This is a genomic window from Microbacterium sp. NPDC059771 (assembly GCF_042732495.1).
Classification (GTDB): Bacteria; Actinomycetota; Actinomycetes; order Actinomycetales; family Microbacteriaceae; genus Microbacterium; species Microbacterium sufflavum.
On sequence record NZ_JBHWHK010000002.1, the window covers coordinates 369,841 to 396,061 of the forward strand.

Below are 26,221 nucleotides of genomic sequence, written 5' to 3' on the forward strand. Positions count from 1 at the left end.
AGCCCTCGGACCGTCGACGCCGACGGTCCGGAGATGGATGCAGGTGTGAGCACTCTCCCGGATCCCCGCGGCGCGCGCGGTGCGCCAGCGGAATGCCCGCGTGCCGCGCGAGGCACGGGGTCAGCGGAAGGTGACCAGTCCCGCGTGCGCGGCCGTGACGAGGATCTGCACGCGGTCGCGCAGGTGCCACTTCGACATCATGCGCCCGAGGTGCGCCTTGACCGTGCCCTCCGACACGATGAGCGCCTTGGCGATCTCGGCGTTCGACATGCCCTTCGCGAGGCACTGCAGCACCTCTTCCTCACGGTCCGTGAGCGGTTCGAGGGCATCGGCGGCGGTCGCGGCGGGCGTGGAGTCGCGCACGTGCCGGATCAGCATGGAGGCGATGCGCGGGGACAGCGAGCTCTGGCCGGCGAACACCTCGCGCACGCCGGTCACGATGTCCTCCGCGCTGGAGTCCTTGAGCAGGTAGCCCGACGCCCCGGCGCTCAGCATCGGCAGGACCGTGTCGCTGCCGTCGAGGGTGGTCACGGCGAGGATCCGCACATCGGGCCACCGTTGCGCGATGGCCGCCGTCGCCTCGATGCCGTTCATCTCGGGCATCTGGACGTCCATCATGACGACGTCCGGCTTCTCCCGTTCCACCGTGGTGAGGGCCTCGCGACCGTCCTCCGCCTGCGCCACGACCGTGATCTCCGGCGCGCGCGACACGAAGTGGGACAGCGCGGAGCGGACCAGTGGATCGTCATCGACGATCACGACGCGGATTTCCTGCATGGAGGAAGCCTAACCGCGCTGCACCCGCGGATCCGCGCTGTAGACCTTTGGCCATCGAGGTCTGGACTCAAGACAGATGTGCGCGCTCAGCGTCGTCGAGAAGATGAATACAGACATCGACAAACGACTACAAAATGGAGGTGAACGTAATGACTTTCTGGCAGCAGGTTGGCAAGCTCTTTGGTTTCATTCGCTAGGATAGCTGGCGATTAGGAGATAGCGCACCATGGCCTTTGACCAGTCGAGACGGGCGGTGCCCGACATCTTCCGACTCGGACGAGGTGAGCGACTCACTCGCGTGGAAAGCATCGTCATTTTGGCGATCATCTGCGTCATGATCGCGATTGACGTCTCTACCTTCTTCACGGATCCCACCGTGAATCCCCTCGCGTCAGCGGTGAGCATCGCGTCCACCGCGGCGACGCTCCTCTTTCTGTGGTCTCCGCTGGTCGCCACCGTCGCCATGGGAGCAGTTCTGGCGACTTCGTTCTTGATCGGCACCGAGTCCCAAGTCCTGATCACTGTCGCCCTCGCATCGGCTCTGGTTATGAGGCTTGGGTGGACGCCGCTGATCCTCTCTTACACGGGTGTATTCCTCGTCGCCACGTCAGTAATGGCGTACGGTGACTCCGACGTTCCGGTGAACGTCGGCATCTATCTCATCGCGGCGACCGTCGCCGGGGCCATCGGTCTCGGACTCCGACTCGCCTTCGACCGCGGGCGCCGACTCGAGATCGAGCTCGAGGCAGCGGCCGAACAGGAACGCGAAGCAGTGCTCGCCGAGCGGCGATGGATCGCCGGCGAGTTGCACGACAGCATCGCGCACCACCTCACGGTGGTGTCGCTGCACGTGCAGATGCTCGAGGACCCCGGAACCAGTGACGATTCGCGTGAGGCCATCCGGGTGGCCGCGCGCAAGGCCATGACCGATCTCCGGTTCGTGATCGAGCTGGCCGACGACGGGCCCCGGTCGGCAGGCATGCCGACGGGCGACCTCGTCGCGGCGATCGACGAAGCACGCACCGAGTTCGCGGCCGCCGGGCACACGGTGGTGTGCGAAGGCGACCCGGGCGACGAGCGCATCCCGCGCGCCGTGGAGATCGTGCTGGCGCGCATCGTGCGCGAGTCCGCCACCAACATCTTGAAGTACGCCGGCGAGGGCACGGTCGAGATCCGTCTCGCCGTGGACGACGACACCGCGCACCTGACCCTGCGCAGTCCCCTTCCGACCACGCCCCGCCGCGAGCTCTCGTCGAGTCGCACGGGCCTCGGCCGCATGGCCGAGCGCGTCATGGGCGCGAGCGGTGAGTTCAGCGCGGGGGAGGTCGACGGGCACTGGCTCGTGTCGGCCGCACTGCCGGTGGCCTGAGGCGCTACAGTGGCAGAGTGCGCTGCGTGCGCGCGAACAGACCTAGACGAAAGTCTAAAAAGGTCTCGACTTTCGGCACTTCAGAGCCCAATTCGCACCGGCATATGCTGAAAGCTCCCCAGATAAAGCGTCCCCAGCGCTGCGATCGCGGGCGCGATCTTTCTGGCTTCTGAACACTCCCGTGCCCGCGATCGCGAATCTGTTTCCGGCCCCTTTCCATTGCGGCCGAATCCCTCTCCTCACGCACCCACGGCGCGCATGAAGTGCCCATCGGTCGAGATGCCGGACGCCGCCACCGTGAACCGGACCACCTCGCTGAGGTAGCGGTCCTCCGAGGCCTCGAAGACGCGTCCGTCGGCGTCGCGCGACGTGCGCGTGAGTCGCAGGATGGGTGCGCCCCGCGGAACCCGCAGCAGGCTCGCGTCCTGCTCGTCGGCTGCGACGGCATCGATCTCGTGCCGCAGCGTGACGATCGGATGCCCGAGGGAGGCCAGGTACTCGGTGATCGAGACCTCGTCCAGATCGACCTCGAACAGCCGACGCCCGACGTCTTCGGTGTAGGCGAGGCGCTCCAGCATGGTCGGCCGCCCGTCGAGGAGGCGCAGGCGGACGACGCGGACGATGGTGTCGTCGCGCCCCACGCCGAGCGCGGGGCCCAGGTCACCGGCGCGGCGCAGGCTGAGCTCCTGCGTCTCGGCGCCGGGGGTCACGCCGAGCTCGCGCGCCCAGCGCGTGAACGGCACCGACACGTCGACCGCCTGGTTCGCCTTACGCGCGACGACGCGCGCCGGGCGTCCGCGACCGGTCTCGATCAGCCCCTCGGCGCGCAGCGCCGCGAGCGCGTTGCGGATCGGGCCGCGGGAGGTGTGCCAGCGCTCGGCGAGCTCGGCCTCGGTGGGTACGTCGTCGCCGGGGCGCAGCGTGCCGTCGGTAATCCGGGCGCGCAGGTCGTCGGCGATCTGGGTGTACACAGCTTCGGCCACATAGGTACATTACTTCGCCATCGCGCGGATGCCACGGATAGCCGGTGAGTGTTCACCCAGGCGAATGGCGGGTGAACGCGCCCTGAACTCTTCCGAGATAGGTATACATCTGAAGACCGAGCCTGTCAGAGTCGTCGAGGATCACCCCTCCCACCCTGAAAGGTCCACCATGAAGCTCCGTGCTCTCCCCGCCCTCGCCGGCGCTGCGATCCTCGCGCTCGGCCTCGCCGCCTGTGCCGGAACGGCCGAGGCCACCGACGCCCCCGGCGACGCACAGTCCGCCGGCGCGAGCGGGTTCGCCGTCGACGAGAACACGCTGGTCTTCGGCGTCGTGCCCGACTCGGTCGACACCGAGACCAACTACCAGCCCCTGATGGACTACATCGCCGAGGTCACCGGGAAGACCGTCGAGTACCACGAGTCCACCGACTACGCCGCGCTGATCGAGGCCGCCGTCGCCGGGAAGGTCGACGTCGCGTCGTTCTCCGGCTTCACCTACGTGACCGCCACCAACAACGGCGCGAAGCTCACGCCCATCTCGTCGATCATCACCGAGGAGGGCCAGGAGCCCGGCTACTACTCGCAGGCGATCGTCCCCGCCGACAGCGACATCACCAGCCTGAAGGACTTCGCCGGCAAGAAGGTCTGCTTCGTCGACCCGTCGTCGACCTCCGGCTACCTCTTCCCCTCCTACAACCTGCTCGAGGCGGGCATCGACCCCCAGGCCGACATCACGCCGGTCTTCGCGGGCAAGCACGACGTGAGCGTGCAGAAGGTCGGCGAGGGCGTCGAGTGCGAGGTCGGGTTCGCCGAGGACTCCGAGGTCGAGAAGTCCGACAAGGTGAAGGTGATCGACGAGACCATGGTGCCCGGTGCGCCCCTGGTCTACTCCTCGTCCCTCCCGGACGAGGTCGCGCAGGAGCTCGTCGACGCGCTCGGCGAAGTCACGATCGACGACATCATCGCCGCGGGCATCGACGGCGCCGACTCCGACGCGTTCCGCAGCGTGTTCTACGCCACGAAGCCGGTCGACGACGCGTACTACGACCTGATCCGCGACATCTGCGCCGAGACCGAAGCGGAGCAGTGCAAGGCCTGACGGCCTGACACGCCCGTCGTCTCGCCGGCGCTCGCTCAGGAACCCGACTGCGGTTCCTGAGCGAGCGCAGCGGGACGAAGGGCCTCGCACCGGACCCGACCGCACGACAAGGAGATGCCATGACCGCGGCCACCGACACCCTCATCCGCCTCGACGGCGTGACCAAGACCTTCGGCAGCACCACGGCTCTGAGCGACGTGTCGCTCACCGTGGCCCGCGGCGAGATCGTCGTGCTGCTCGGCCTGTCCGGCTCAGGGAAGTCGACGCTCCTGCGACACCTCGACGGGCTCGAGGTGCCCACCGCCGGCACGGTCGACGTGCTCGGCGCCGCGGTCCCCGCGCTCCGCGGTCGGGCGCTGCGCGACCTGCGCAGCCGCGTCGGCTTCATCTTCCAGCAGTTCGAGCTCGTGCCGTCGCTGACCGTGCTGGAGAACGTGCTCACCGGCTCGCTCTCGCGCGTGCGCGGCCCCCGCCTCGGGCTCTGGGGCTACTCCCGCAGCGCGAGGCTGACCGCTCTCGAACACCTCGACCGGGTCGGCCTGCTCGACCGGGCGTACCAGCGCAGCGACACCCTCTCCGGGGGACAGCAGCAGCGCGTGGCCATCGCCCGTGCGCTCATGCAGAAGCCCGACATCCTGCTCGCGGACGAGCCCGTCGCCTCGCTCGACCCCGAGTCCAGCGAGCAGGTCATGGCCCTCATCCGCCGCATCGCCGCCGACGAGGGGCTCACCGTGGTGTGCAGCCTGCACCAGGTGGACCTCGCCATCAGCTGGGCCGACCGCATCGTGGGGCTGAGGCACGGAGAGGTCGTGCTCGACACCCCCACCGACGGCCTCAGCAAGGCGGAGGTCATGGAGATCTACGGACGCGTGGCCACGACGACCGCGGAGATCACGGCCGTGCAGGTCGAGCTCGCCGACGCAGCCACCCCGGCGGGCGTGGCATGACGGCCCTGGACACGGCGGCGGCGCCCGGCACCCGCGGCGGCGCGGCACCGCGCGGGGGCGCACCCACCGGTTCGGGCGGGGCGACCGTCGCGGCCCGTGCGCCCCGGCGCCGGCCCTCGCCGGAGCGCATCGCCGCGGGACTCACGCTCGTCGCGCTGGTCGTGCTCGGTGTGCTCGCGGTGCGCGACGTCGACATCTCGATCCCCGCGATGGTGCAGAGCTGGGGCAACGCGCAGAACTTCCTGGCCCGCGTCGGCGGCCTCTCCTTCCCGGAGCCCGGCGAGCTCCTGTGGCTCATCGCGCTGACGGTGGGCCTCGTGCTCGTGGGCACCCTGCTCGCCGCGGTGCTGTCGGTGCCGATCGCCTACCTCGCCGCCTCCAACACCACCCCGGGAACGGGCTGGCGCGCCGCGGCGCGGTTCGTCGGCGTGCTGACCCGCGCCCTGCCCGACGTGGTGCTCGCGATGGCGTTCGTGCTGATGTTCTCGCTCGGCACCCTGCCCGGCATCCTCGCGATCGGCATCCACTCGATCGGCATGATCTCCAAGATGTTCGCCGACGCGATCGAGCAGATCGACGAGGGGCCGCGCCTGGCGATCCGGGCCGCGGGCGGCTCGAAGCTGCAGGAGTTCACCGCCGGCATCCTCCCGCAGGTGCTGCCGAGCTGGGTCGCGACCGTGCTGCACCGCAACGACATCAACCTGCGCGGCAGCGTCGTCCTCGGCTACGTCGGCGTCGCAGGGCTCGGTCTGGAGATGTCGTACGCGTTCAAGGCGCTCAACTACGGCAAGGGTCTCGGCATCGCGCTCGTGATCTTCGCGCTGTGCATCGCGATGGAGGTCGTGTCGAGCCTCGTGCGCGGGGCCATGCTGGGCGAGCAGCGGCAGACGCGCTCCTGGATGGACCGCCTGGTGCACCCCCGGCTGCGCCGCACGACCGCGCCCACCGCCGCCCGGTCGGAGTGGGCAGCGACACCGCAGACCGCCCTCCGCCGCCCCTGGACCGCGCAGCGCGTGCGCCACACCCTCGCCGGGGTCGCCGCCGTCCTGGTCGTGATCGGCAGCGTCGCGGTGAGCCAGATCACCTGGCTCGACCTCTTCACGTTCTGGGCCAAGCTCCCCGAGGTCGCCGCGCGCTTCTGGCCGCCGTCGTTCGGGAACTACGACGCGCCCGCGATGCTGGAGGCCATGCGCGAGACCGTCGCGATCGCGCTCGCCGCGACCGTGCTCACCCTGCTGCCCTCCCTGCTGCTCGGCTCGCTCGCCGCCCGCAACGTCGCCCCGAACGGAGCCGCGCGAGGGACCGCGCGCCTGCTGCTCGTCGGCATCCGCGGCATCCCGGAGCTCATCCTCGCGATCGTGCTCGTCGTCATCACGGGACTGGGCGCCCAGGCCGGCGTGATCGCGCTCGCGATCGGCGGCATCGGGTTGCTGGGCAAGCTCATCGCCGACTCCCTCGAAGAGGTCGACCGCGGACCGGAGCGCGCACTGCGTGCGGTCGGTGCGACCCGCCTGCAGACCTACGCGGCCGCCACCGTGCCGCAGGGGACCAGGGCGCTGATCGGCCACAGCTTCTACATGCTCGACACCAACATCCGTGCCGCCACCATCCTGGGCATCGTCGGCGGTGGCGGCGTGGGGTACTACCTGCTGAACGCCAGCCAGGGCTCACGCTACGAGACGGTGACCGCGATCGTCCTGATGATCCTGGTGACCGTGCTCGCGGTGGAGGGTCTCGCGATGTGGATGAGGAAGGTGTTCCGATGACCCGCGCGAACGACACCGCCGACGTGGTCGTGATCGGTGCGGGCATCGTGGGGCTCGGCGCCGCGTACGCCGCCGTCCGCCGGGGGCTGCGCGTGATCGTGCTCGACCGCAGCGACCGGCCCGTCGGTGCGACCGTGCGCAACTTCGGGCACCTGTGCATCGGCGCCCAGGGCGGAGACGCGCGGCGCTACGCCGACACCTCGCGCGAACTGTGGCTGCGGCTCGCCCGCGACGCCGGGTTCTGGCTGCGCGAGTCCGGCACGCTCGTGGCCGCCAGGCACCGGGACGAGCTGGACGTGCTGGAGGCCGCGGCGCACGACGGCGGCATCCGGATGCTGGACAGCGCCGAACTGCGCCGCCGGGCACCGCTGCGCGCGGAGGGGCTGCACGGCGGCGCGCTCATCGATGCCGACCTGCAGACCGATCCGCGCACCGCGGCCGCCGCGATCGTGCGCCACCTCGCCGCGAACGGTGTGGACTTCCGCTTCCGCACCGCCGCGACCCGCCTCGCCGACGGACGGGTCGAGACCACGCGCGGTCGCATCGATGCCGGGGTCGTGCTCGTCGCCGTGAACCACGACCTCGACCAGCTGCTGCCCGAGGTCGCCGAGCGGCACGGTGTCGCCCGCTGCGCCCTCGACATGATGCGGGTCGCGGCGACCCTCCCGCGACCGCTCGACGCGCCCCTGCTCACCGGGTGGTCGCTCATCCGCTACGGCCGGTTCGCCGCGACCCCGCAGGCCGCGGCGCTGCGCGAGCGCCTGCACGCCGAACGCCCCGACCTCGCCGCGCTCGACCTCAACCAGATGTACACGCAGCTGCCCGACGGCACCCTGATCCTGGGCGACTCGCACGCGACCGCGACCGCTCCCGCGCCGTTCCAGCCCGAGGCCGCGTTCGCCGCGTTCCTCGCGGAGGCTCTGGCGCTGTTCGACATGCCGGAGCCGCGCGTGATCGAGCGGTGGCAGGGCGTGTACGCCAAGGCCCCGGGCGAGTTCCTCGTCGACCGCGGCGACGACGGCACCCTGGTGATCGCCGCGACCACCGGCATCGGCATGACCTGCGGGCTCGGACTCGCCGAGCTCACCCTCGCCTCGGCCCTCGGCCGGGCACCCGCCCTGGAAGGAACACCATGACCACTCCGATCGAACTCGTCGTCCTCGACATGGCCGGCACCACCGTGCGCGACGACGGCGTGGTGGAGCAGGCGTTCCAGCGCGCCGCCGAGCGCACCGGGGTGGCCGCGCGGCTGCCGTGGGAGGAGGCGCTCGACCACGTGCGCGCCACCATGGGGCAGTCGAAGCTCGACGTCTTCCTGCACCTCGCCGACGGCGACCTCGCCGCCGCGCAGCGCGCCACGGCCGCGTTCGAGGACGCGTATGCGGAGATCGTCGCGGAACACGGCGTGACCGAGATCCCCGGGGCCGCGGACGCGATCCGGAGCCTCAAGGACGCCGGGCTCGCCGTGGCCCTGACCACCGGGTTCGCGCCAGTGACCCGGCAGGCGCTGCTCGACGGGCTCGGATGGGGCGACCTCGTCGACGTGGCGCTCTCGCCCGTGGACGCGGGTCGTGGCCGTCCGGCGCCCGACCTCGTGCTCACCGCGCTGCTGCGCTGCGGGGCCTCGGCGGTGGACGCGGTCGCGGTGGTCGGCGACACCGTGAGCGACGTGCAGTCCGGGCGCCGCGCCGGGGCCGGGTTCGTGGCGGGTGTGCTCACCGGCGCGCACGACCGCGCAGCCCTGAGCGGCGCGGGAGCCCACGCCGTGCTCGCCGACGTCACCGCCCTGCGCGGCGCGCTCGCCCAGCGCGACCTGCTGCCCACCGTCTCCGCGCGCTGAGCATCCGGCCATGGGAACCGTGCTGATCCGCCCGCCCGGTCACCGGAGGGACGTCGCCCTGCGCCCCGCCGCCACCGCCATGGTGTGGATCGGCGACGGGCACCCGCACGAGACCATCGCGGTGCCCGGCGTCGCCCTCGGCGACCACGACGTGCTGGTCGCTGTCGAGATGTCGACCATCTGCGGCTCCGACGTGCACACCGTGCAAGGGCGGCGCGCGGCCCCCACGCCGCTCGTGCTCGGGCACGAGAGCGTGGGGCGGGTCATCGCGCTCGGCGACGCCGGAGCGGACGCGACCGACGGGGCCCCGCTGCGCCTCGGCGACCGCGTGGTGTGGTCGGTCACGGTGTCGTGCGGCACGTGCGACCGCTGCCGCCGCGGGCTCACCCAGAAGTGCCGCGACCTGGGCAAGTACGGCCACGACAGGGTGGGCGTGCACGGCGACCTCACCGGCGCGTTCGCCAGCCACGTGCAGCTGCGCGCGGGGACGGCGGTCGCGCGGGTGCCGGAGTCACTGCCCGCCGCGGTGCTCGCGCCGGCGGGCTGTGCGACGGCGACCGCGTGGGCCGCGGTGACCAGGGCCGCGCGCGACATGCCCCTCGACGGCGCGACGGTGCGCGTGCACGGCGCCGGGCTGGTGGGGCTCTCCGCCGCGGCGATCGCCGTCGAACACGGGGCGGTGGTGGAGGTGCGCGACCCCGACCCCGCGCGACGGGCCCTCGCCGCGCGCTTCGGGGCCACCGCGCTCGACCGGGAGCCCGACGTCGTGATCGAGGCGTCGGGGCACGCGGTCGCGGAGGCACTGGCCGGGGTCGCGGTGGGTGGCACGGTCGTGCTGGTCGGCAGCGTGTTCCCCGCCGAGCCGGTGCCCGTGGATGCCGAGGCCGTGGTGCGGCGCCTGGTCACCGTGACCGGGGTGCACAACTACACGTCGCAGGACCTCGCCGACGCGGTCGCGTTCCTCGCCGGTCGCGGCCGCGCCTACCCCTTCGCGGACGCGGTCGGCGCCGTGCGCTCGCTGCTCGACATCGACGCGGCCCTCACCGAAGCGGCGGCCCCCGGAGCCCCGCTGCGCATCGGCCTCGTGCCGGGCCGCTAGTCCTCGCCGCCCGACCCGCGGCGGGGCCCCGCGGGGTGCAGGCCCTCGGCGTGGAACGCGAGCAGCCGCACCGCGGCGTCGACGCTCGCCGACAGCACCTCGTCGGGGTCGCCCGTGAGCGCGAGCCGCCGGTGGCCCGAGTCCTCCGCGGTCGCCCAGCCGAGGTACACGGTGCCGGCGGGGTGGCCGCCCTCGGGGCCCGGGCCACCGACACCCGTGGTCGAGACGCAGATGTCCGCCTCGAACAGCCGCAGGGCCCCGGTGGCGAGCTGCTCGGCGCACGCCGCGGAGGTGGGGTCGGTTCCCGGCGTGAGACCGAGCACCCGCTCCTTGACCTCGGTGAAGTAGGCCACGATGCCGCCCGCGAACCAGTCGGACGCGCTCTCCCCGGCGCCGATGGTGTTCGCGAGCCGCCCGGACGTGAGCGACTCCGCCACGCTCACCCGCAGACCGCGGGTGCGGGCGAGCTCGCTCAGCCGCTCCAGCTCGGGCGTCTCGTTCGGCGCGGTCATCGCTCGCTGCTCTCGGACGTGCGCGTCATGGGCGATCCTCTCGTCTCGGTCGTCGCGCCACGCGTCCCGCCGCGGCGCCTGATCCGACGGTAGAGGACGGGGCGACACGGACGCAGGGGATTGACAAGGAGAGCGACGGCGTCAAGCCCCTGCCGGTGGTCGTCCGGTCCGGCGAGGGTCGGTCCATCGGACATCGCGAGGAGGCGGACATGGGAGAGCAGACGCGGGACACCGCGGGGATGCGCGCGGTCTTCTGGACGTGGGCGGGCATCATCGCGGTCGGGCTGGCGATCATGATCGCGCTGCCGCTGGGAGGTCGATGACCGTGCGGAGCCGGATCAGGGATCACGCCCTCAGCCTGTTCTTCCTCGCGCTGTTCGCGGCGGCGCTGATCGGCCAGTCGATCGCCGGATACCTGCGCAACAACGACGAGCTCGTGGAGCACGGACAGGCCACGATCGGCTTCCTCGACTTCGTGTGGTCGTCGGACTTCGCGGTCGACGTGGCCGAGAACTGGCAGTCGGAGTTCCTGCAGTTCTTCCTTTTCATCGCCGCGACGATCTGGTTCGTGCAGCGCGGTTCACCCGAGTCCAAGAAGCCGGGAGACGAGGGTCCGGGGAGCGACGCGGATCAGCTGGTGGGACGCCACGCCCGCCCTGACTCCCCGCGATGGGCCAGGGCGGGCGGGTGGCGCGCCGCCGTGTTCGGCAACTCGCTGCTGATCGTGATGGGGGCGGTGTTCCTGCTGTCGTGGTTGGCGCAGTCGCTCGCCGGGACCGTCGTGATGAACGCGGAGAACGCGCAGCACGGCGCGGCGGCGATCACCTGGCTGGACTACGTGGTCTCGCCCGACTTCTGGGATCGGACGCTGCAGAACTGGCAGTCCGAGTTCCTGGCCGTCGGCACCATGGTCGCGTTCGCGATCTACCTGCGTCAGCGCGGGTCAGCCGAATCGAAGCCCGTGGGGACGCCGCATCACACCTCGGCGTCGGAGTCCGACTGAGGCGCGCGCTCGCCGTCGCCGTCGTAGTCGGGGCGCGGCGGCTGCAGCGGCTGGTCGGAGTACTCCCCGCCGAGGCGTCCGCCGTAGGGGCGCCCGTGGTCGGCGAACTCGTCGCGGGCGAAGACCAGCTCCCACGGGCCGACCGTGAACCGCGAGCCGGTGCGCAGCGTCTCGGTGCGCTCGCCGGGGTGCGTGGCGTCGGCGTCGGGGTTCGAGTTCATCTCCCCGTCGGCGTGCAGTGTCACCACGTACTCGTCGCGGTCGTCGTGCACCACCGTGGCGTGCACGGGCTCGGTGTCGGCGAGGCGCAGCTCGTTGCCCGCCGCCGATCCGATGCGCACCTCGTCGACGTCGAGGGCGAACTCGGTGCGCTCGTCGTCGCGGCGCACGCGCAGGCGCGGGTTGCCGGCGCCCCGTTCGGCGTGGGTGGTGCCGGGCGTGTAGCCCTCGTCGGGACGGTCGTCGATGTGGCGTGCGTTCATGGCGGTGCCCTCCTCGGGTGTCATGGCCCCGAGGCTAGTCCGCTCCGGCTTCCCGCGCGCGGGGCTTGACTTCCGTGCCTCGCGCGCTCCAGGCAGCCACTCGGCCCGCGGAGTTGCGGCCCGCCCGGGGCGAGGGCTTACGCTACCCCCAGGGCACGATCCCGGCGGTGGCCGGGCGGGAACCGGATCGACCGAGGAGCATCACCCGATGGGCAAGTTCATCTACGAAGGAAGCGTGAAGAGCGAGATCGAGGATCGCGCCCTCACGCACCTGCAGCTCGTGATCACGGCGAAGCTGCGCCGGGGGGAGCCGTTCCCGTTCAGCTGGCGTGAGGACGCGAGCGTGGGCGGCGGACGCACCACGGTGTGGATCCAGCCGGGCAGCTCGCTCGTCTTCAAGTACTTCGGCAGCCGGCAGCCCTCGATCAACCGCGCCTGGATCGAGGCGCTCGCCTTCACCGCCAACGCCCCCAGCGGCCTGTACCTGGTGCCGGAGCCCGCCGAGGCGGGCGAGCAGCCGGGCGGAGACACCCCGGTCACACCGCCGCTCTGAGGTGTCAACCCCCTGCCCCCGGTCGGCGGTTGCCGTGATGCTCGATCCGAGCACGACACGACAGCCACTCGACACAGGAGGAGCGGACATGACCGACACCACCCGCGACAGCGGCCTCACCGACCCCCGGCACGCGCACCGCGAGGAGGGCTTCCCGGCGCAGAGCCAGGATCAGCCCGGACTCACCGAGCGCACCACGCCCGAACCCGACCACGGCGAGTCCTCGTACGTGGGCCACGGACGGCTCGAGGGGCGACGCGCGCTCATCACCGGCGGTGACTCGGGCATCGGCCGCGCGGTCGCGATCGCCTTCGCCAGGGAGGGTGCCGACGTCGCGATCGTGCACATGCCCGAGGAGCAGGACGACGCGGAGGACACGCTGGCCCTCGTGCGCGAGGCCGGACGCACCGGCGTCAGCATCCCCGGCGACGTGCGGGACGAGGCCTTCGCGACCGACGCGGTGCACCGGGCGCGGACCGAGCTCGGCGGACTCGACGTCCTGGTGCTCAACGCCGCCTACCAGCACGACATCGACGGCTTCGAGAACCTCGACACCGAGAAGATGCGCCGCGTGTTCGACACGAACCTCGCCGGGCTGATCTTCTCCGCGCGCGCCGCCTTCCCCGACCTGGAGCCCGGCGCCAGCATCATCGTCACCTCATCGGTGCAGTCGGCGCAGCCCTCGCCGGGACTGATCGACTACGCCATGACGAAGGCCGCGCAGGTCGCGTTCGTGAAGGCGCTCGCCGAGGAGGCGGGCCCGCGCGGTATCCGCGTGAACGCTGTGGCGCCCGGGCCGATCTGGACGCCGCTGATCCCCGCTACCGGGTGGGGTCCCGAGCGCCTGGAGACCTTCGGGCAGGACACCCCGCTCGGACGCGCCGGACAGCCGGCCGAACTCGCCGGCGCCTACGTGTTCCTCGCGTCGGAGGAGTCGTCGTACGTCTCGGGCACGGTCGTCGCGGTGACCGGGGGCAAGGCCCTCTGAGGCCCCATCGAGCTGCGTGGGCGGCGGGGCGACGGGCTCCCGCCGCCTAAGCTCGTATGGTGCAGAAACCCGCGGCATCCGGCACCCTCGTGGGGGTCGCGCTCGTCATCGGCTCGTGCCTCTCGCTGCCGTTCGGGGCCGCCGTCGCCGCGCAGCTCTTCCCCGTCCTCGGCCCCTGGGGCGTGACCTCGCTGCGGGTCGCGATCGCCGCGGTGCTGCTGGTCGTGCTCGTGCGCCCGAGGGTGCGGGGGTGGACGCGGCAGCAGTGGCTCGCGGCCGTGCTCTTCGGGGTGTCGCTCGCCGCGATGAACGGCTTCTTCTATGCCGCCATCGACCGCATCCCGCTCGGGCCGGCCGTGGCGATCGAGTTCCTCGGCCCGCTCGTGCTCGCGGCCGTGCTCACCCGGCGGCTCGCCGATGCCGTCTGGGTCGCGGTGGCCCTGCTCGGCATGGCGCTGCTCGGCATCGACGGCCTGATCGGCGCGGAGCCCCTCGACCCGCTCGGCGTGGTGTTCATCCTGATCGCGGCCGGCTTCTGGGTGATGTACATCCGGATGAGCGCCCGCGTCGGAGCCCTCATCCCCGGCAGCAGCGGGCTCGCGATGGGGCTCGTCGTGGCGGCGGTGCTGCTGATCCCCGTGGGGGTGCCCGCGGCCGCGACGGTCGCCGCCGACCCGTCGCTGCTGCTGCTGGCCGCGGTGACGGCCGTGCTGTCGTCGGTCATCCCGTACAGCTTCGAGCTGGCGGCGCTGCGTCGCCTGCCGCAGCGGGTGTTCGGGGTGCTGCTGAGCCTGGAGCCCGCGTTCGCGACCCTCGCCGGATGGCTCCTCCTGGGGCAGGACGCGACGGTGCTGCGGCTGCTGGCCGTCGCGCTCGTGATCGCCGCGAGCGTGGGGACGACCCTCGGCGTGCGCCGGGGCCGGAGGGGTGAGGAGCCGTCCGGCCCCTTCACCGCCCCGATCCCGCTGCCTGACTGACCCCGAGGTCACGCGCGGGCGGCGGCGGGCTCCGGCAGGGGGAACCGCCGGCGGAGCACCATGCGCTGCACGAGCGTCCACACGACCGTGACCGTGAGATAGAGCGCGGCCGCGAGCGGGACAAACGCCGCGAACACGGCCGTGAGGTAGTGCAGCGCCGACATCGCCCGCAGCACCCCGGGGGAGCTGAGCGGCGAGTCGTCGCCCTCGACGGGCGCGGGGCGGAACACGCGCCGGGTGACCTCGGCGACCGCGATCATCACCGCCAGCAGCACCCCGAACACCGCGAACGTCGCCGGGGTCGCGGTGCCGCCGAACAGCGCGGAGACCAGGCTTGTGCCCAGCGGGGCGCCGAACAGGTCGTGGGCCAGCAGGTCGTTCGGGTGTCCGGCGATCTCGGGTCGCAGGAACAGCGTGTAGAGCAGCCCGACGACCGGGGCCTGGGCCAGCACGGGGAGCATCCCGGCGAACGGCGAGGTGTTCTCCGAGCGGTAGAGCTCCATCATCTCCTTCTGCAGCCGCTCGGGGTTCTTCTTGTGCCGACGCTGCAGTTCGCGCAGCCGGGGAGCGAGGCGCGCCCTGGTCTGCTCGGCCCTCGCCTGCGAGATGCCGACGGGGATGAGGAGGGCACGCACCAGGAGCGTGACGAGCACCACGGCGAGGGCCGCGGCGGACGGGCCGGCGAGGGGCTCGAGGGCGGTGGAGAGGCCGGTCAGGGCCGTGTAGGCCGCGTTCAGGAGCGCGGCGAGGGGAGGGAAGGCGAAGATGTCCACGGGGGTCCGTTCGTGAGGTCGGGAAGGGTCGGCGAAGGCCGCGCGCTCCCGTCGGAACGGGCTACGCGGCGATCGCGACTCCCGGCGCCCGCGGACGCGGATGCCCCGCGGCATCCGGGTCGCTCTGCGGCAGCAGAGTGCCGACGTCGATGGCGCGGAGGGGATGCGGGGCGTCGGCCTCCGGTCGCTGACGCACGCTCAGCACGACGGCGAGGGTCAGCGCGGTGACCGCGAGGAGGGCCACGGCGAGCCCGAGCGCGGTGGCATCGGGAAGAGCGACGAGCCCGAGCGCGGCCGCGACGATGCCGAGCATCTGCCCGATCCACTGCCGCATGTGCACACCCCGCTCTCTGCCACCGAGGCTAGCAGGGGGCGTCGTCCCGCCCGCGGCCGTCCGCCGCGGGCGTAACGTCGAAGCATGAGCGACCTGCGCACCCTGTTCGGCATCACGCACCCGATCGTCCTCGGTCCCTTCGGCGGGCTGTCGTCCGTCGCGCTCACCGCGGCCGTGAGCAACGCCGGGGGCCTGGGGTCGTTCGGCCTCTATGGCTACGACGGCGACCGTATCCGGGCGACCGGGTCCGAGCTGCGCGCCGCGACCGACCGGCCGTTCGCGCTGAACATCTGGTTGCCGACCGGCGACGAGGTCGAGCCCAACCCGCAGCACACGGTCTTCGCCCAGGCGCTCCAGCCGTTCTACGAGGCCGTGGGGGTCGCGGTGCCGACGCGGCCGGAGCGCTACGTCCCGCCGCTCGACGAGCAGCTCGACGCGATCTGGGCGGTCGCCCCGGCGGTGCTCAGCGTGGTGTTCGGCGTGCCGTCGCCCGAGGTCGTCGCGGAGGCTCACGACCGGGGCATCCGGATCGTCGGCACGGCCACGACGGTGGCGGAGGCCGTCGCGCTCGCCGAGGCCGGTGTGGATGCGGTGGTGGCGACCGGAGCGGAGGCCGCCGGACACCGGGTGTCGTTCCTGCGTCCGGCCGAGGAGTCCCTGGTGGGGACGTTCGCGCTCGTGCCGCAGGTGGTGGACGCGGTCGGAGTGCCGGTGATCGCGGCGGGCGGCATCGCGGACCGCCGCGGCGTCGCGGCCGCCCTCGCCCTCGGTGCCGCCGGCGTGCAGGTGGGGACGGCCTTCCTCGCCACGGACGAGTCCGCGGCGACCGCGGCGCACCGGGACGCGATCCGCGCGACCGCCGCGGACGACACCGTCCTGACCCGGGCGATGAGCGGACGGCTCGCGCGCGGCGCCCGCAACCGCGCCGTGCGGGCGATCGAGGCGAGCGGCACCATCGCCCCCTTCCCGATGCAGAACTGGCTCACGGGGCGCTTCCGCACGGCGGCCGGGGAGCAGAACCTCGGCGAGCTGCAGTCGCTGTGGCTGGGCCAGGCGGCTCCGCTCGCCCGCGGCACCACCGCCGCCGACGTGTTCGCCGAGCTCGCCGCCGGGCTTGTCGATGGGCGTGTCCTCGTCGAGTGGATCCGGGACGAGAGGCTGCCTGATCGACTATCCCGTGCGACCTCTGAGCTTGATAGCCGGATTCGGGAAAACCGGCATGCCTGGGAGTGATTCGTTGGCGATCTCAGTGCACCCGTGTCGGTCTGTGCAGCAAAACGCCCGCACTCCCGTCGGGCGGAAGCGCGGGCGATCGCTGCGGAACTACGCCCACTGCCGGCTCTACTCGCGCGGCGTACGTCGGTTCTTGCGGTGCTTCTTATGTGACCTGCTCGCGATGGCGAAGAACACCACCAAGAAGAACATCGCAGACATCATCACCCAGAGCATGCGGGCAAACCTAACACTTCACGCTCGTGGGAATGAACGACGGGACGTCGAGCTTGAGGCAGCGACCTTCGCCGGACGCGTTGCCTGCCACGGTCGCGATCGCCGCAACTGCGCCCGCACCAACCGTGTACAGCACGGCGCTGACAGCTACCCCGCCAGGCAGCGCTGCGATCGCTGCACCCGCGGCGAGAATGAACCCGACAACGGCGCCTGTGTCTCGCATGCTTCGGGTTTCGGACTTGTTGTAATAGATCGAGAAGTAGTAACCGTGGCCAACGACGCGAGGATCAGCGGTCACGGGGAAAGCGGTGTTCGCGTCCGGTTTGATTCTCTGCAGGAGTTGGTTCCCGACGAGCTCGAAGGACGTTGCAACTTCCGCGCCGTTGGCATCGACGGCCCAGGGAGCGTCGATTGTTGCCAGAACGAATTCGCCGCTGAGTCCGTGCTTCCCCAGAGCGTCACGGAGAACAGGGCCGGGAACGATGTCGTAGCCTCCATCTGAACGCTTCTGAGCAGCCCACCCTTCCGGAATCTCGGTAGCGTACTTGGACACGAGATTCGAATCAGCGTCAGTGAATACCGTCAGAAGCCGCGCGCTCCCATCGGAGAGCACCTGCGCGGTGGTATCCGCGCCGTCTGAACTTCTGCTGTCCTGAGCTGTGAGCGTGAGCGACGGTCCCGAGTCGAGGTCGTACGAAATGCTCGCTTCCTGATGGTGTGCGTTCTCCGCCACCAGTGCGCCCTCCCCTGTGCTCAAGTCGACCGAAGCCGACTCGTGCTGATCGTTGATGACCTGTGCGTTCAGCGGCGCTTGTGCGATGGCATCCGCTACAGGATCACGTTCCTCCGCGCTGGCCGCCGTGACTCCGGATGCCACGAGCGCACCGGAGAGAAGCGCAGCATAGATCGCCAGTCTCGTCGTTCTCTTTGTCCTCATCGTTTCGTCCCCATTTCTGATACGGAGGCCAGGTCGACTCTCCGTTCCGATTCTTAGACGGGAGCCAGAAACTGCATGTAGGGTCTTCGGCCTACAGACATATCACCTGTAACGTGATACTGTGCGGCCGACTTCAGTCGTTGTATGCCGCTCCTATAGGACTCGGCATGAAGGTACGACCGTCACTCCCCACCGCGGCGTCCCACGGTCTCGCCGTCGACGTGCTCGCCGGGCTCCCGGGGGAGTGAAGCGGGTCAGAGGATGACGGTCGAGCGGCCGTGCACGATCACGCGGTCCTCGGCGTGCCACTGCACGGCCCGGGCGAGCACGAGGCGCTCGACGTCGGCGCCGCGGCTCTGCAGTTCGGCGGCGGACTCGGAGTGCGTCACCCGCGTGACGTCCTGCTCGATGATCGGCCCCTCGTCGAGGTCGGCCGTGGCGTAGTGCGCGGTCGCCCCGATCAGCTTCACGCCGCGCTCCTTGGCCCTGGCATACGGGTTGGCGCCGATGAACGCGGGCAGGAACGAGTGGTGGATGTTGATGACGGGGGCTTCGAGGCGCGTGATGAAGTCGTCCGTGAGGATCTGCATGTAGCGGGCGAGCACGACCAGGTCGACGTTGCCCTGCAGCAGTTCGAGCTGTCGCTCCTCCATGGCCTGCTTGTCGCCCGAGGGGATGTGCACGAACGGCACGCCGAACGAACGCACGGCCTCGGCGAGGTCGGGATGGTTCGACACGACCATGGTGATGTCGATGTCGAGCTGCCCGCGCTGCGTGCGCCACAGCAACTCCATGAGGCAGTGGTCGTACTTCGACACGAAGATCGCGACGCGCTTGCGCCGGGACACGTCGTGCAGCGACCACTCCATGCCGAAGCGCTCCGCGACGTCGGCGATGTCGGCCTCGAGCGCGGGGCGCGCGGCGGCCAGACCGGGGAGGTGGATGACGGTGCGCTGGAAGAAGCGTCCGCCCTCGGAGTCGGTGGAGTGCTGGTCGAGCGAGATGATGTTCGCACCGTGCCGCGCGAGCACACCGGCGACCGCGGCGACGATGCCGGGTTGGTCGTCGCAGGCGATCAGCAGGCGGGCGGTATCGGGCTGGCTCATGGGGGCTCCTCCAGGGTGTGCCTCGATTCTGCCGTGTCGCGCGGGCGGGGAGCGAATCGCCGGGGGCGTCGCTACCCTGAGACCGTGGACGCGAGCGACGTCGGCCTGGTGCTGATCCCCCTGCTGGCGGTCGCCGCCCCTCTGCTCGCCCGGGGCGTCCGGCCGCTCGTGCGCGTGCCGATCATCGTGTTCGAGCTCGTGCTGGGGATCCTCGTCGGCCCCGCCGTGCTCGGCTGGGTCGAGCCGGGTCCGCTGCTGGAGAAGCTGAGCGACTTCGGCCTGGCCGTGCTGTTCTTCGTCGCCGGCTCCGAGATCGACTTCCGCACGGTCGCCGGGAAGCCGCTCGCCCGGGCGTCGCTCGGGTGGCTGCTCAGCGTGCTGCTCGGGATCGGGCTCGGGTTCTTCTTCGCGCCGGGGGAGGGCATGGTCGTCATCGGGATCGCCCTCAGCTCCACCGCCCTCGGCACCCTCATGCCGATCCTCCGCGATGCGCGGGAGCTGGACACCCCGTTCGGCCGGGCGATCAGCACGATCGGGGCGGTCGGGGAGTTCCTGCCGCTGATCGCCATCTCCCTGTTCCTCAGCACCAGGACCACGCCCCTGGCGACCGCGGTCCTGCTGACCTTCGTGGTGCTCGCCGGACTCGCCGTTCTGATCGCCCACCGCATGCCGCACGGGCGACTGCACGGCATCGTGCGGGCGACGCTGCACACCTCCGACCAGTTCGGGGTGCGGTTCGTGATCCTGCTGATCGCCGCCCTGGTCGGACTCAGCGTGATGCTCGACCTCGACATGCTGCTGGGGGCGTTCGTCGCCGGCGCGATCTGGCGGATCATCATGGCGCGGGCCCCGAAGAAGGACGCCGAGGAGGTGGAGAGCAAGATCGAGGCGATCGCGTTCGGCTTCCTCGTGCCGATCTTCTTCCTCTACACCGGCGTCACGTTCGACCTCGACGCGCTGCGCTCCTCGCCGACGGCACTGGCGCTGGTGCCGGTGTTCCTGGTCGCGCTGCTGGTGTTCCGCGGGTCGGCCGCACAACTGTCCGCGCCGGCGGGAGCGGGCCTGCGCGACCGTACCGCCCTGGGCCTGCTCGCCGCGACCGGTCTGCCCATCATCGTGGCCGTCACCGGCATCGGCGTGGATCAGGACATGCTCGACACGGGCACGGCCGCGGCGCTCGTCGGTGCCGGCATGCTGTCCGTGCTGCTGTACCCGCTGATCGGCATGACCCTCCGCGGCGACCGCGCTCCGGTGGTCGGGCCCGCCCTCGCCGACCGCACGAGGCAGGGGGAGCTGTGACCTCCGCCTCCGCCCTGCTGACCGACGCGGTGGCCGCGCTCGCCGGGGTGCCGCGCGAGGGGCTCGGCGAGGAACGGGAGTCGCGCTGGCGGGGTCGCCGCATCGTGCGCGTGGGGGACGCCTGGCATCTGGGCGTGCTGCTGCTCACCGACACGCACGCCCTCGCCACCGCCGAGGTGCTGCGGGCGGCCGACCCCGGACGCCGCGGCTACACGGCCGAGTCGGCACGGGCGCGCGCCGAGCGCCGAGCGGAGGCTCTGCGCGGTGGCTTCCGGGAGGGCGAGGTGGTGCACGTGGGCTGGAGCGTGATCGACGTCGCCGGGGTGGACGCGGGCGGTTCCTCGGGCCCGCTCGCCCTCGTCGACGGGGTGCCGTCGGTGCGGTGGAGCACCGCGGGCGGCTTCATGCCCCTGGAGTCGTATCTCCGCGAGCGGATCGAGCTGCTGCGCGGTGGCGCCACCGCGTGAGGGCGCGGTGACGGCTCAGGCGAAGGTCTCCGCGAAGCGTCGCAGCAGCGCGGCCCCCTCGGTGACCGACGCCGCGAGCACCTCCCGCTGCACGGCGTCGAACCGCTCGGGGTCGAAGTAGCCCGTGGTGCGGTAGAACGTCATCCGGTCGGCGAAGTCGCGCGGCGTGGGCTCCGGGTGGAACTGCGCCGCGTACAGGTGCGACCCCACCCGGTAGGCCTGCACGGGGCAGGCGTCGTTCGTGGCGAGCAGCACCGCGCCCGGAGGCACGGCCGCGGCGCTCTCCTTGTGCGCGGTGAACACCGTGAGCGCGGGCCCGCTCGGCCCGAACACGGGGTCGGCGTCGCCCTCCGCCGTCGTGCGGATCACGGTCGCGCTCGCCGGCTCCGGCATGGTCGTGACCACCTCGCCGCCCCGCATCCGCGTGAGCACGCCGATGCTGAAGCACGTGAAGAACGCCGCCACGGTGGCCGCGGTCGCGGCGTGCGCGATCGTCTCCAGATCGGCCTCCACGCGCTGCTGCGTCGGGCTCTTCACCCGGTCGCTCACGTTGAACGGCGATCCCCCGATCACGATGCCCCGGTAGCGCTCCAGATGCGCGGGGCTCAGCGGCTCATGCAGGAGGTCGAGCCGGTCGACCACGTCGACGCCGAGCGCCCGGCGGAAGGAGGCGTGCTCGGCGTCGGCCGCCCCGACCTCGGGACGCACGCAGACATAGAGGAGCGAGGCCATCAGGAGATTCTAACGAGGGGCCGGGACGGCGCCGACGCGCTCAGCGGGACGAGTTCGCGGTGCGTCCGCGCACGATCCCGACGAACGCCTCGACGTCGGGCGTCGTCCGGTCGCGGCGCCAGGCCAGCGCGACGGTCGACACGGGGCCGCCCGCCAGCACGCGGTGGTCGGCGTCTTTGCGGTGGTGCAGGCGTGCAAGCGACATCGGCACGATCACCACGCCCACGCCCGAGGCGGCGGTGGCGATCGCGTCGGACGTGGCGAGGGGTGCGAACCGCGCGGCCGTCGTCCCGGGGAGCGCGAGGCCGCCCCACACGTCGTCGCTCAGCGCGATGAGCACCTCGCCGTCCAGGTCGTCCGGGGTGAGCTCGTCCGCGGCCATCAGGTGGGAGTCCGCGGCGGCCACGACCACGGGCACCTCGTCGTACAGCGGGATCACGTGCAACGACGCGTCGTCGAGCGGCAGGCGGACGAGGGCGGCGTCGAGGTCGTCGAGAGCCGAGCGCTGCGCGGCGACCTCGATCGGGACGAGCTCGAGCGGCACGTCGGGGAGGCGCTGCTTCCACCGGTCGATCCAGGTGCCGGGAGTGGCCCCCGGCACCGCGCCCAGCCGGAACGTGCGCGGCTCGTCCGCCGCGGCGGGTGCGGCGTCGAACACGACCTTGCGGGTCGCGGGCGCCGAGGCCTTCTTCGACGCCCCGGGGCGCGGACGCGCACCGGGGACGGCCCGGTTCCGGCGCGGGGGCGTGCCCTTGCCGGAACCCTTCGCGGGTCGTCGTCCCTGGTGCGCCATGCCGTCCAGGCTACTCGGCGGTGTGCGCGACCGGCGCCTCGGCCGCATCGGGGGCGAACGCCGCGACGCCCTCCGTCCGCCGGCGTTGGCCCCGCCGCACGAGCCCGGCGGCTCCACCCACCAGCAGCAGCGCACCGGCGCTCAGCAGCACCACGGTGAGGATGGTGGCGGGCGTGAGGGTGCCCACTCCGTCGGCGAGGGCGGCGCGGCGGTCGTCGTCGGCGAGCACCCACAGGGCGGCTCCGGCGATCGCGGCCAGCACCACGCCCCAGATGATGGCGGCCCAGCGGGTGCGCGGGGCGGTGATCGTGTCGGTGCTCATCGGTCGTCCTCCGGTGATTCCTGGACCGTGATGGCGATGACGCCGCTGGTCTGGTGGATGGTGACGGGTTGCACGGTGGTCGGCGAACCGGAGCCGGACGTGATGTCCTCCGACACGGTCCAGGTGCCGTCGTCGCGCGTGAGGGGCCAGGTGCCGCTGTCGGTGATGCGGCCGGCCTCGGGGTCGACGCGGATCCAGCTCACCTCGACGTCGTCGCCGACCGTGCCGCGCAGCGCCAGGCGCACTCCCTCGTCCACGAAGATCTCGGTGCGACCGGAGCCCTTGTCGATCAGCATGGGCCGCGGTCCGTCGTCGTGCGCGTGCAGCTGCACGTACAGGTCGCCGAACGGCTGACGCACCTGCGCCGGCTGGTTGTTCGAGATCGACGCGTACCCCAGCGTGGTGCCGGGCACCGCCGCGACGCCGCCCGCGACGAGGCCGCCGACGAGCGTCGCGATGGTCGCGAACGCGAGGAAGCCGCTGCGGCGCCGGAGTGCCCCGGCGACGATCATCGACACCGCGAGCACGAGCGCGGCCGACAGCAGCCCGAGCGCTCCGCCCAGGCCCTCGCCCACCGCGAGCCCCACGCCGGCACCGACAACGATCGCGAGTCCGAGCGCGGCCATCACCGCGGCGAAACCGGCACGCGGGTTCGACGCCCGGCGGACGCGTCGTCGCTCGGCGGCCTCCGCGGCGAACACCGCGGCCTCGGCCTGGCGCTCCCGTCGCAGCTGATCCCTGGCGGCACGCTCCGCATCCTGCTGCTGGCGCCGCCACGCCTGGTCCTGCTCCTTCCAGGCCGCGTGCTGCGCGCGCCACGCCTCCAGCGCGGCGGGGTCGTTCGCTCCGGGCGGCAGGGGCGCGGGAGGGGCGGGCGGGAGGAGGCCGGTGTCGGCGAGCGGCACGGTGTCCGCGGGGGTCGCCGCCGCGGAGTCGAGCGTCGACGGCGGGACGGAGGTGGCGTCCGCCCCCCCGGCGGGAACCGAACCCGCGAGGGGGGCGGACGCGCCCGGGGCCGCCTGACCTGCGGAAGCCATCGGCAGGTCCGGCGCGGAAGCGCCCGGGGTGCGGCTCGCAGCGCGCACGATCAGGAAGAGCAGGCCGGCCGCGAGCACCAGGCCCACGATCCAGCTGAAGAGGGACAGCGCCGACCAGCTCTCGTAGCCCAGCCCGAACAGCCGCCCGGTGAGCGGTGCGGTGGGCAGGAGGCCGACGATCGCCATCGCGAGGATGCCCAGCTGCACCGGCTCGTACCGGCGCTCCAGCAGGTCGCGCAGGTGCACACGGCCGTCGGTGTCGGGCAGCAGCGCCCAGGCCACGGCGTAGAGGAAGATCACCGGCAGTCCGAACAGCGCGGCCACCACGAGCACCCCGCGCACGATCAGCGGGTCGATGCGCAGCCGTGCGGCGATGCCGGCCGCGACGCCGCCGAGCCACCCGTCGGAGCGCGCGACCCCGAGACCGGCGACCCACAGCAGGAAGCGCTCGGCGCCGCGGGGAGCGGTGCGTCCGGAGGGCGCGGCGCCGTCGACCGGGGTGTCGGGATCGGCGGGCGGCGGGGGAGCGGTCGGAATCGTCATGCTTCGATCCTGCCGTCCGCCGCGGCCGGGCGACCATCGGGGGAACCCCTGAGCGGACCCTGGTTCCGCGTCGGGGGAGCCCCCGGACGGCGCGACGGATGATTGGATGACGGTATGTCCTCCTCGGCGTCCGCCCCCGCGCCCGCCGGTCGCGTCCCCGTGTCGACGCGGCCGCCGTTGGCGCGCGACCGCGACTGCCTGGTCGCCGGGGTGAGCGCCGGGCTCGCGCGCCACCTGGGTGTGCGCGCGTGGATGGTCAGGGCGCTGTTCCTCGCGCTCACGCTGTGTGGCGGCGCCGGCGTGCTGCTGTATGCGTGGTGCTGGGCCTTCATGCCGTGGGCGGAGGGGGAGGCCGCGCCCACCCGTCGCGTTCCCGTCGCGTGGCTGCTGCTCGCCCCGGCCGCGGTGGGCGCCCTCGTGATCGTGGTGTGGCGGGGTGGGAGCGAGGCGCTCGACGGGTCGATCCCGCCCTCGGTCGCCGCCGTGGTCGTCGGCGGCACCGCCCTCGGGGCCACCGCCGCCGGGCTCTGGGCCACGCTGATCGACCGCACCGACACGGCCCGCGGCCCCCGGCACACCGTGTGGGTGCGGATCCTCGCCGTGCTGCTTCTCGGGCTCGTCTCGCTGCTGCTGCTGTCGTGGCCCATCGCCCGCTCCGGGGTGGCCCTGGCGCTGCTGCCGCTCGGCGGGCTGATCGCGGTGGTCGCGTCGGCCCTGATCCCGCGGTGGCGCGAGCTGGCGGGCGAGCGCATCCGGCGCATCAGGGAGGAGCAGCGCAGCGTGATGGCGGCGCACCTGCACGACTCCGTGCTGCAGACGCTCGCGCTCATCCAGAACCGCGCCGGCGCATCGAGCGAGGCCGCCCGGCTCGCCCGCGCGCAGGAGCGCGAGCTGCGCGCCTGGCTGTACGACGGCGACGCCCCGGCCGACAGCGACCTGTCCACCGACCTGCGCGACTACGCCGCCGCGCTCGAGCTCGACCACCCGGTGCGCATCGAGGTGGTGTCGGCCGGGCTGTCCGCGGAGCGGGCGAGCGGGGAGCTGGCGGCGGCCGCCCGCGAGGCGATGCTGAACGCGGCACGGCATGCGGGCGGCGAGGTCGCGGTGTACATCGAGGGCAGCGCGCGGGGTGTCGACGTGTACGTGCGCGACCGCGGCAGCGGCTTCCGCCTCGACGACGTGCCCGGCGACCGCCTGGGCGTGCGCCAGTCGATCATCGGCCGCATGCGCAGGGCGGGCGGGTCGGGCGCGGTGCGCAGCGACGACGGCGGCACCGAGGTGCACCTCACCCTGCCGGCGGTTCCCGCGCAGGACCGGACCCCGCTCGGACAGGAGACCCGTGGCTGACAGCATCCGCGTCGTGATCGTTGACGACCACTCGATCTTCCGCTCCGGGCTGCGCGCCGACCTCGACGCGAGCGTGACCGTGGTGGGCGAGGCGGCGGACGTGCCATCCGCGGTCGCGGTGATCGCCGAGACGCAGCCCGACGTGGTGCTGCTCGACGTGCACCTTCCCGGTGGTGCGGGCGACGACGCGACCGGGGGAGAGGCGGTGATCCGCGGATCGCTGCCGTCGAGCACGCGGTTCCTCGCGCTGAGCGTGTCGGATGCCGCCGCCGATGTGGTGCGGGTGATCCGTGCCGGGGCCCGCGGCTACATCACCAAGGGCTCGTCGGGCGGCGAGGTGAGCGCGGCCGTGCACGCGGTCGCGGAGGGCGACGCGGTGTTCTCGCCGCGCCTGGCCGGGTTCGTGCTCGACGCGTTCGGCGCGGTCGCCGGGGAGACGGCCACCGCGACCGACGAGCTCGATCGGCTGTCGGCGCGCGAGCAGGAGGTCATGCGGCTGATCGCCCGCGGCTACGCCTACAAGGAGGTGGCCGCCGCGCTGTTCATCTCCATCAAGACGGTCGAGACGCACGTGTCGTCGGTGCTGCGCAAGCTCCAGCTGTCGTCCCGGCACGAGCTCACCGCGTGGGCGTCGGAGCGCCGACTGCTCTGATCGGGCGTGGTCCTGTCATACTGCCCGTTGTGCAT

General features: G+C 72.3%; 29 protein-coding genes. 16 read left to right on the forward strand and 13 right to left on the reverse strand.

The window, feature by feature from the left end; all coding sequences use genetic code 11:
* Positions 1 to 120: 120 nt before the first annotated feature.
* Positions 121 to 777, reverse strand: coding sequence for a response regulator transcription factor (locus ACFV3I_RS15595; protein ID WP_240745368.1), 657 nt, complete (start codon positions 775 to 777; stop codon positions 121 to 123).
* A 186-nt stretch (positions 778 to 963) separates the two neighbouring features.
* Entirely contained in the window at positions 964 to 1,278 is a 315-nt protein-coding gene (locus ACFV3I_RS15600) for a hypothetical protein (RefSeq protein WP_378823539.1), read from the reverse strand.
* Positions 1,279 to 1,390: 112 nt separating this feature from the next.
* Between ACFV3I_RS15600 and ACFV3I_RS15605 the strand changes: the two genes are divergently transcribed.
* Positions 1,391 to 2,146 (forward strand): sensor histidine kinase, encoded by a 756-nt coding sequence (locus tag ACFV3I_RS15605; protein WP_240745369.1) that lies wholly within the window; start codon positions 1,391 to 1,393, stop codon positions 2,144 to 2,146.
* 239 nt (positions 2,147 to 2,385) lie between these two features.
* Here the strand turns inward: ACFV3I_RS15605 and ACFV3I_RS15610 are convergent, their stop codons facing one another.
* A complete protein-coding gene (locus ACFV3I_RS15610) occupies positions 2,386 to 3,129 on the reverse strand; it encodes a GntR family transcriptional regulator (protein ID WP_240744676.1) in 744 nt (247 codons plus the stop codon).
* Positions 3,130 to 3,298: 169 nt separating this feature from the next.
* Here ACFV3I_RS15610 and ACFV3I_RS15615 point away from each other — a divergent pair, with 169 nt between their 5' ends.
* From ACFV3I_RS15615 to ACFV3I_RS15640, 6 genes are all read left to right on the forward strand, one after another.
* Entirely contained in the window at positions 3,299 to 4,228 is a 930-nt protein-coding gene (locus ACFV3I_RS15615; RefSeq protein ID WP_136036454.1) for a phosphate/phosphite/phosphonate ABC transporter substrate-binding protein, read from the forward strand.
* A 119-nt stretch (positions 4,229 to 4,347) separates the two neighbouring features.
* Positions 4,348 to 5,175 (forward strand): phosphonate ABC transporter ATP-binding protein, encoded by an 828-nt coding sequence (gene phnC / locus ACFV3I_RS15620; RefSeq protein ID WP_136036455.1) that lies wholly within the window; start codon positions 4,348 to 4,350, stop codon positions 5,173 to 5,175.
* The gene (gene phnE / locus ACFV3I_RS15625; protein WP_378823541.1) at positions 5,172 to 6,941 is read left to right on the forward strand and encodes a phosphonate ABC transporter, permease protein PhnE; all 1,770 of its coding nucleotides are present in this window, start codon (positions 5,172 to 5,174) and stop codon (positions 6,939 to 6,941) included. Before phnC ends, phnE begins: the two co-directional genes overlap by 4 nt.
* Positions 6,938 to 8,077, forward strand: a complete 1,140-nt coding sequence (locus ACFV3I_RS15630; RefSeq protein ID WP_378823543.1) for a TIGR03364 family FAD-dependent oxidoreductase — start codon at positions 6,938 to 6,940, stop codon at positions 8,075 to 8,077. The genes phnE and ACFV3I_RS15630 overlap by 4 nt, the downstream gene beginning before the upstream one ends.
* Positions 8,074 to 8,781: a phosphonatase-like hydrolase gene (locus ACFV3I_RS15635; protein ID WP_378823545.1), complete on the forward strand. Its 708-nt coding sequence runs from the start codon at positions 8,074 to 8,076 to the stop codon at positions 8,779 to 8,781. The genes ACFV3I_RS15630 and ACFV3I_RS15635 overlap by 4 nt, the downstream gene beginning before the upstream one ends.
* 10 nt (positions 8,782 to 8,791) lie before the next feature.
* On the forward strand, positions 8,792 to 9,880 hold the full coding sequence (locus ACFV3I_RS15640; protein WP_378823547.1) for an alcohol dehydrogenase catalytic domain-containing protein: 1,089 nt from the start codon (positions 8,792 to 8,794) through the stop codon (positions 9,878 to 9,880).
* Here ACFV3I_RS15640 and ACFV3I_RS15645 read toward each other — a convergent pair.
* Positions 9,877 to 10,392, reverse strand: a complete 516-nt coding sequence (locus ACFV3I_RS15645; protein WP_136033179.1) for a CinA family protein — start codon at positions 10,390 to 10,392, stop codon at positions 9,877 to 9,879. The two genes, ACFV3I_RS15640 and ACFV3I_RS15645, sit on opposite strands and share 4 nt — an antisense overlap.
* Positions 10,393 to 10,711: 319 nt before the next feature.
* On the opposite strand from ACFV3I_RS15645, the gene ACFV3I_RS15650 reads away from it, so the two are divergent.
* On the forward strand, positions 10,712 to 11,395 hold the full coding sequence (locus tag ACFV3I_RS15650) for a site-specific recombinase (protein ID WP_168443062.1): 684 nt from the start codon (positions 10,712 to 10,714) through the stop codon (positions 11,393 to 11,395).
* On the opposite strand, the gene ACFV3I_RS15655 is transcribed toward ACFV3I_RS15650, so the two are convergent.
* Positions 11,368 to 11,901, reverse strand: a complete 534-nt coding sequence (locus ACFV3I_RS15655; protein WP_240744624.1) for a hypothetical protein — start codon at positions 11,899 to 11,901, stop codon at positions 11,368 to 11,370. The genes ACFV3I_RS15650 and ACFV3I_RS15655 overlap by 28 nt on opposite strands.
* A 184-nt stretch (positions 11,902 to 12,085) precedes the next feature.
* Here ACFV3I_RS15655 and ACFV3I_RS15660 point away from each other — a divergent pair, with 184 nt between their 5' ends.
* From ACFV3I_RS15660 to ACFV3I_RS15670, 3 genes are all read left to right on the forward strand, one after another.
* Positions 12,086 to 12,430: an ATP-dependent DNA ligase gene (locus ACFV3I_RS15660; RefSeq protein ID WP_136033177.1), complete on the forward strand. Its 345-nt coding sequence runs from the start codon at positions 12,086 to 12,088 to the stop codon at positions 12,428 to 12,430.
* An 88-nt stretch (positions 12,431 to 12,518) separates the two neighbouring features.
* Positions 12,519 to 13,418, forward strand: a complete 900-nt coding sequence (locus ACFV3I_RS15665) for an SDR family oxidoreductase (RefSeq protein ID WP_136035562.1) — start codon at positions 12,519 to 12,521, stop codon at positions 13,416 to 13,418.
* Between the two features lie 56 nt (positions 13,419 to 13,474).
* Positions 13,475 to 14,395, forward strand: coding sequence for a DMT family transporter (locus ACFV3I_RS15670; protein WP_378823549.1), 921 nt, complete (start codon positions 13,475 to 13,477; stop codon positions 14,393 to 14,395).
* An 8-nt stretch (positions 14,396 to 14,403) separates the two neighbouring features.
* Here ACFV3I_RS15670 and ACFV3I_RS15675 read toward each other — a convergent pair whose 3' ends face one another.
* Positions 14,404 to 15,168 (reverse strand): YidC/Oxa1 family membrane protein insertase, encoded by a 765-nt coding sequence (locus ACFV3I_RS15675; RefSeq protein WP_378823550.1) that lies wholly within the window; start codon positions 15,166 to 15,168, stop codon positions 14,404 to 14,406.
* A 61-nt stretch (positions 15,169 to 15,229) separates the two neighbouring features.
* On the reverse strand, positions 15,230 to 15,502 hold the full coding sequence (locus tag ACFV3I_RS15680; RefSeq protein ID WP_136035560.1) for a DUF6412 domain-containing protein: 273 nt from the start codon (positions 15,500 to 15,502) through the stop codon (positions 15,230 to 15,232).
* Between the two features lie 84 nt (positions 15,503 to 15,586).
* Between ACFV3I_RS15680 and ACFV3I_RS15685 the strand changes: the two genes are divergently transcribed.
* Positions 15,587 to 16,735, forward strand: coding sequence for an NAD(P)H-dependent flavin oxidoreductase (locus ACFV3I_RS15685; RefSeq protein WP_378802762.1), 1,149 nt, complete (start codon positions 15,587 to 15,589; stop codon positions 16,733 to 16,735).
* Positions 16,736 to 16,961: 226 nt separating this feature from the next.
* Here the strand turns inward: ACFV3I_RS15685 and ACFV3I_RS15690 are convergent, their stop codons facing one another.
* Complete coding sequence (locus tag ACFV3I_RS15690) at positions 16,962 to 17,828, reverse strand: hypothetical protein (protein ID WP_136033167.1); 867 nt, start codon at positions 17,826 to 17,828, stop codon at positions 16,962 to 16,964.
* Positions 17,829 to 18,142: 314 nt separating this feature from the next.
* The gene (purU, locus tag ACFV3I_RS15695) at positions 18,143 to 18,994 is read right to left on the reverse strand and encodes a formyltetrahydrofolate deformylase (protein WP_136037330.1); all 852 of its coding nucleotides are present in this window, start codon (positions 18,992 to 18,994) and stop codon (positions 18,143 to 18,145) included.
* Positions 18,995 to 19,078: 84 nt separating this feature from the next.
* Between purU and ACFV3I_RS15700 the strand changes: the two genes are divergently transcribed.
* Complete coding sequence (locus ACFV3I_RS15700; protein ID WP_136037329.1) at positions 19,079 to 20,293, forward strand: cation:proton antiporter; 1,215 nt, start codon at positions 19,079 to 19,081, stop codon at positions 20,291 to 20,293.
* The gene (locus ACFV3I_RS15705) at positions 20,290 to 20,760 is read left to right on the forward strand and encodes a glutaminase (protein ID WP_136033161.1); all 471 of its coding nucleotides are present in this window, start codon (positions 20,290 to 20,292) and stop codon (positions 20,758 to 20,760) included. The genes ACFV3I_RS15700 and ACFV3I_RS15705 overlap by 4 nt, the downstream gene beginning before the upstream one ends.
* A gap of 15 nt (positions 20,761 to 20,775) precedes the next feature.
* Here the strand turns inward: ACFV3I_RS15705 and ACFV3I_RS15710 are convergent, their stop codons facing one another.
* From ACFV3I_RS15710 to ACFV3I_RS15725, 4 genes are read right to left on the reverse strand one after another with little or no spacing between them, the layout of a single operon-like run.
* Positions 20,776 to 21,492 carry a GMP synthase gene (locus ACFV3I_RS15710; RefSeq protein ID WP_136033159.1) on the reverse strand — a complete coding sequence of 239 codons (717 nt, stop codon included), beginning with the start codon at positions 21,490 to 21,492 and terminating at the stop codon, positions 20,776 to 20,778.
* 40 nt (positions 21,493 to 21,532) lie between these two features.
* A complete protein-coding gene (locus ACFV3I_RS15715) occupies positions 21,533 to 22,285 on the reverse strand; it encodes a LysR family substrate-binding domain-containing protein (RefSeq protein WP_378823552.1) in 753 nt (250 codons plus the stop codon).
* A 10-nt stretch (positions 22,286 to 22,295) separates the two neighbouring features.
* Positions 22,296 to 22,607 carry a hypothetical protein gene (locus tag ACFV3I_RS15720; RefSeq protein ID WP_378823554.1) on the reverse strand — a complete coding sequence of 104 codons (312 nt, stop codon included), beginning with the start codon at positions 22,605 to 22,607 and terminating at the stop codon, positions 22,296 to 22,298.
* Entirely contained in the window at positions 22,604 to 24,187 is a 1,584-nt protein-coding gene (locus tag ACFV3I_RS15725) for a PspC domain-containing protein (protein ID WP_378823556.1), read from the reverse strand. Before ACFV3I_RS15725 ends, ACFV3I_RS15720 begins: the two co-directional genes overlap by 4 nt.
* Before the next feature lie 114 nt (positions 24,188 to 24,301).
* On the opposite strand from ACFV3I_RS15725, the gene ACFV3I_RS15730 reads away from it, so the two are divergent.
* A complete protein-coding gene (locus tag ACFV3I_RS15730; protein ID WP_366626532.1) occupies positions 24,302 to 25,534 on the forward strand; it encodes a PspC domain-containing protein in 1,233 nt (410 codons plus the stop codon).
* A complete protein-coding gene (locus ACFV3I_RS15735; protein ID WP_136033150.1) occupies positions 25,527 to 26,186 on the forward strand; it encodes a response regulator transcription factor in 660 nt (219 codons plus the stop codon). The genes ACFV3I_RS15730 and ACFV3I_RS15735 overlap by 8 nt, the downstream gene beginning before the upstream one ends.
* Positions 26,187 to 26,221 lie beyond the last annotated feature (35 nt).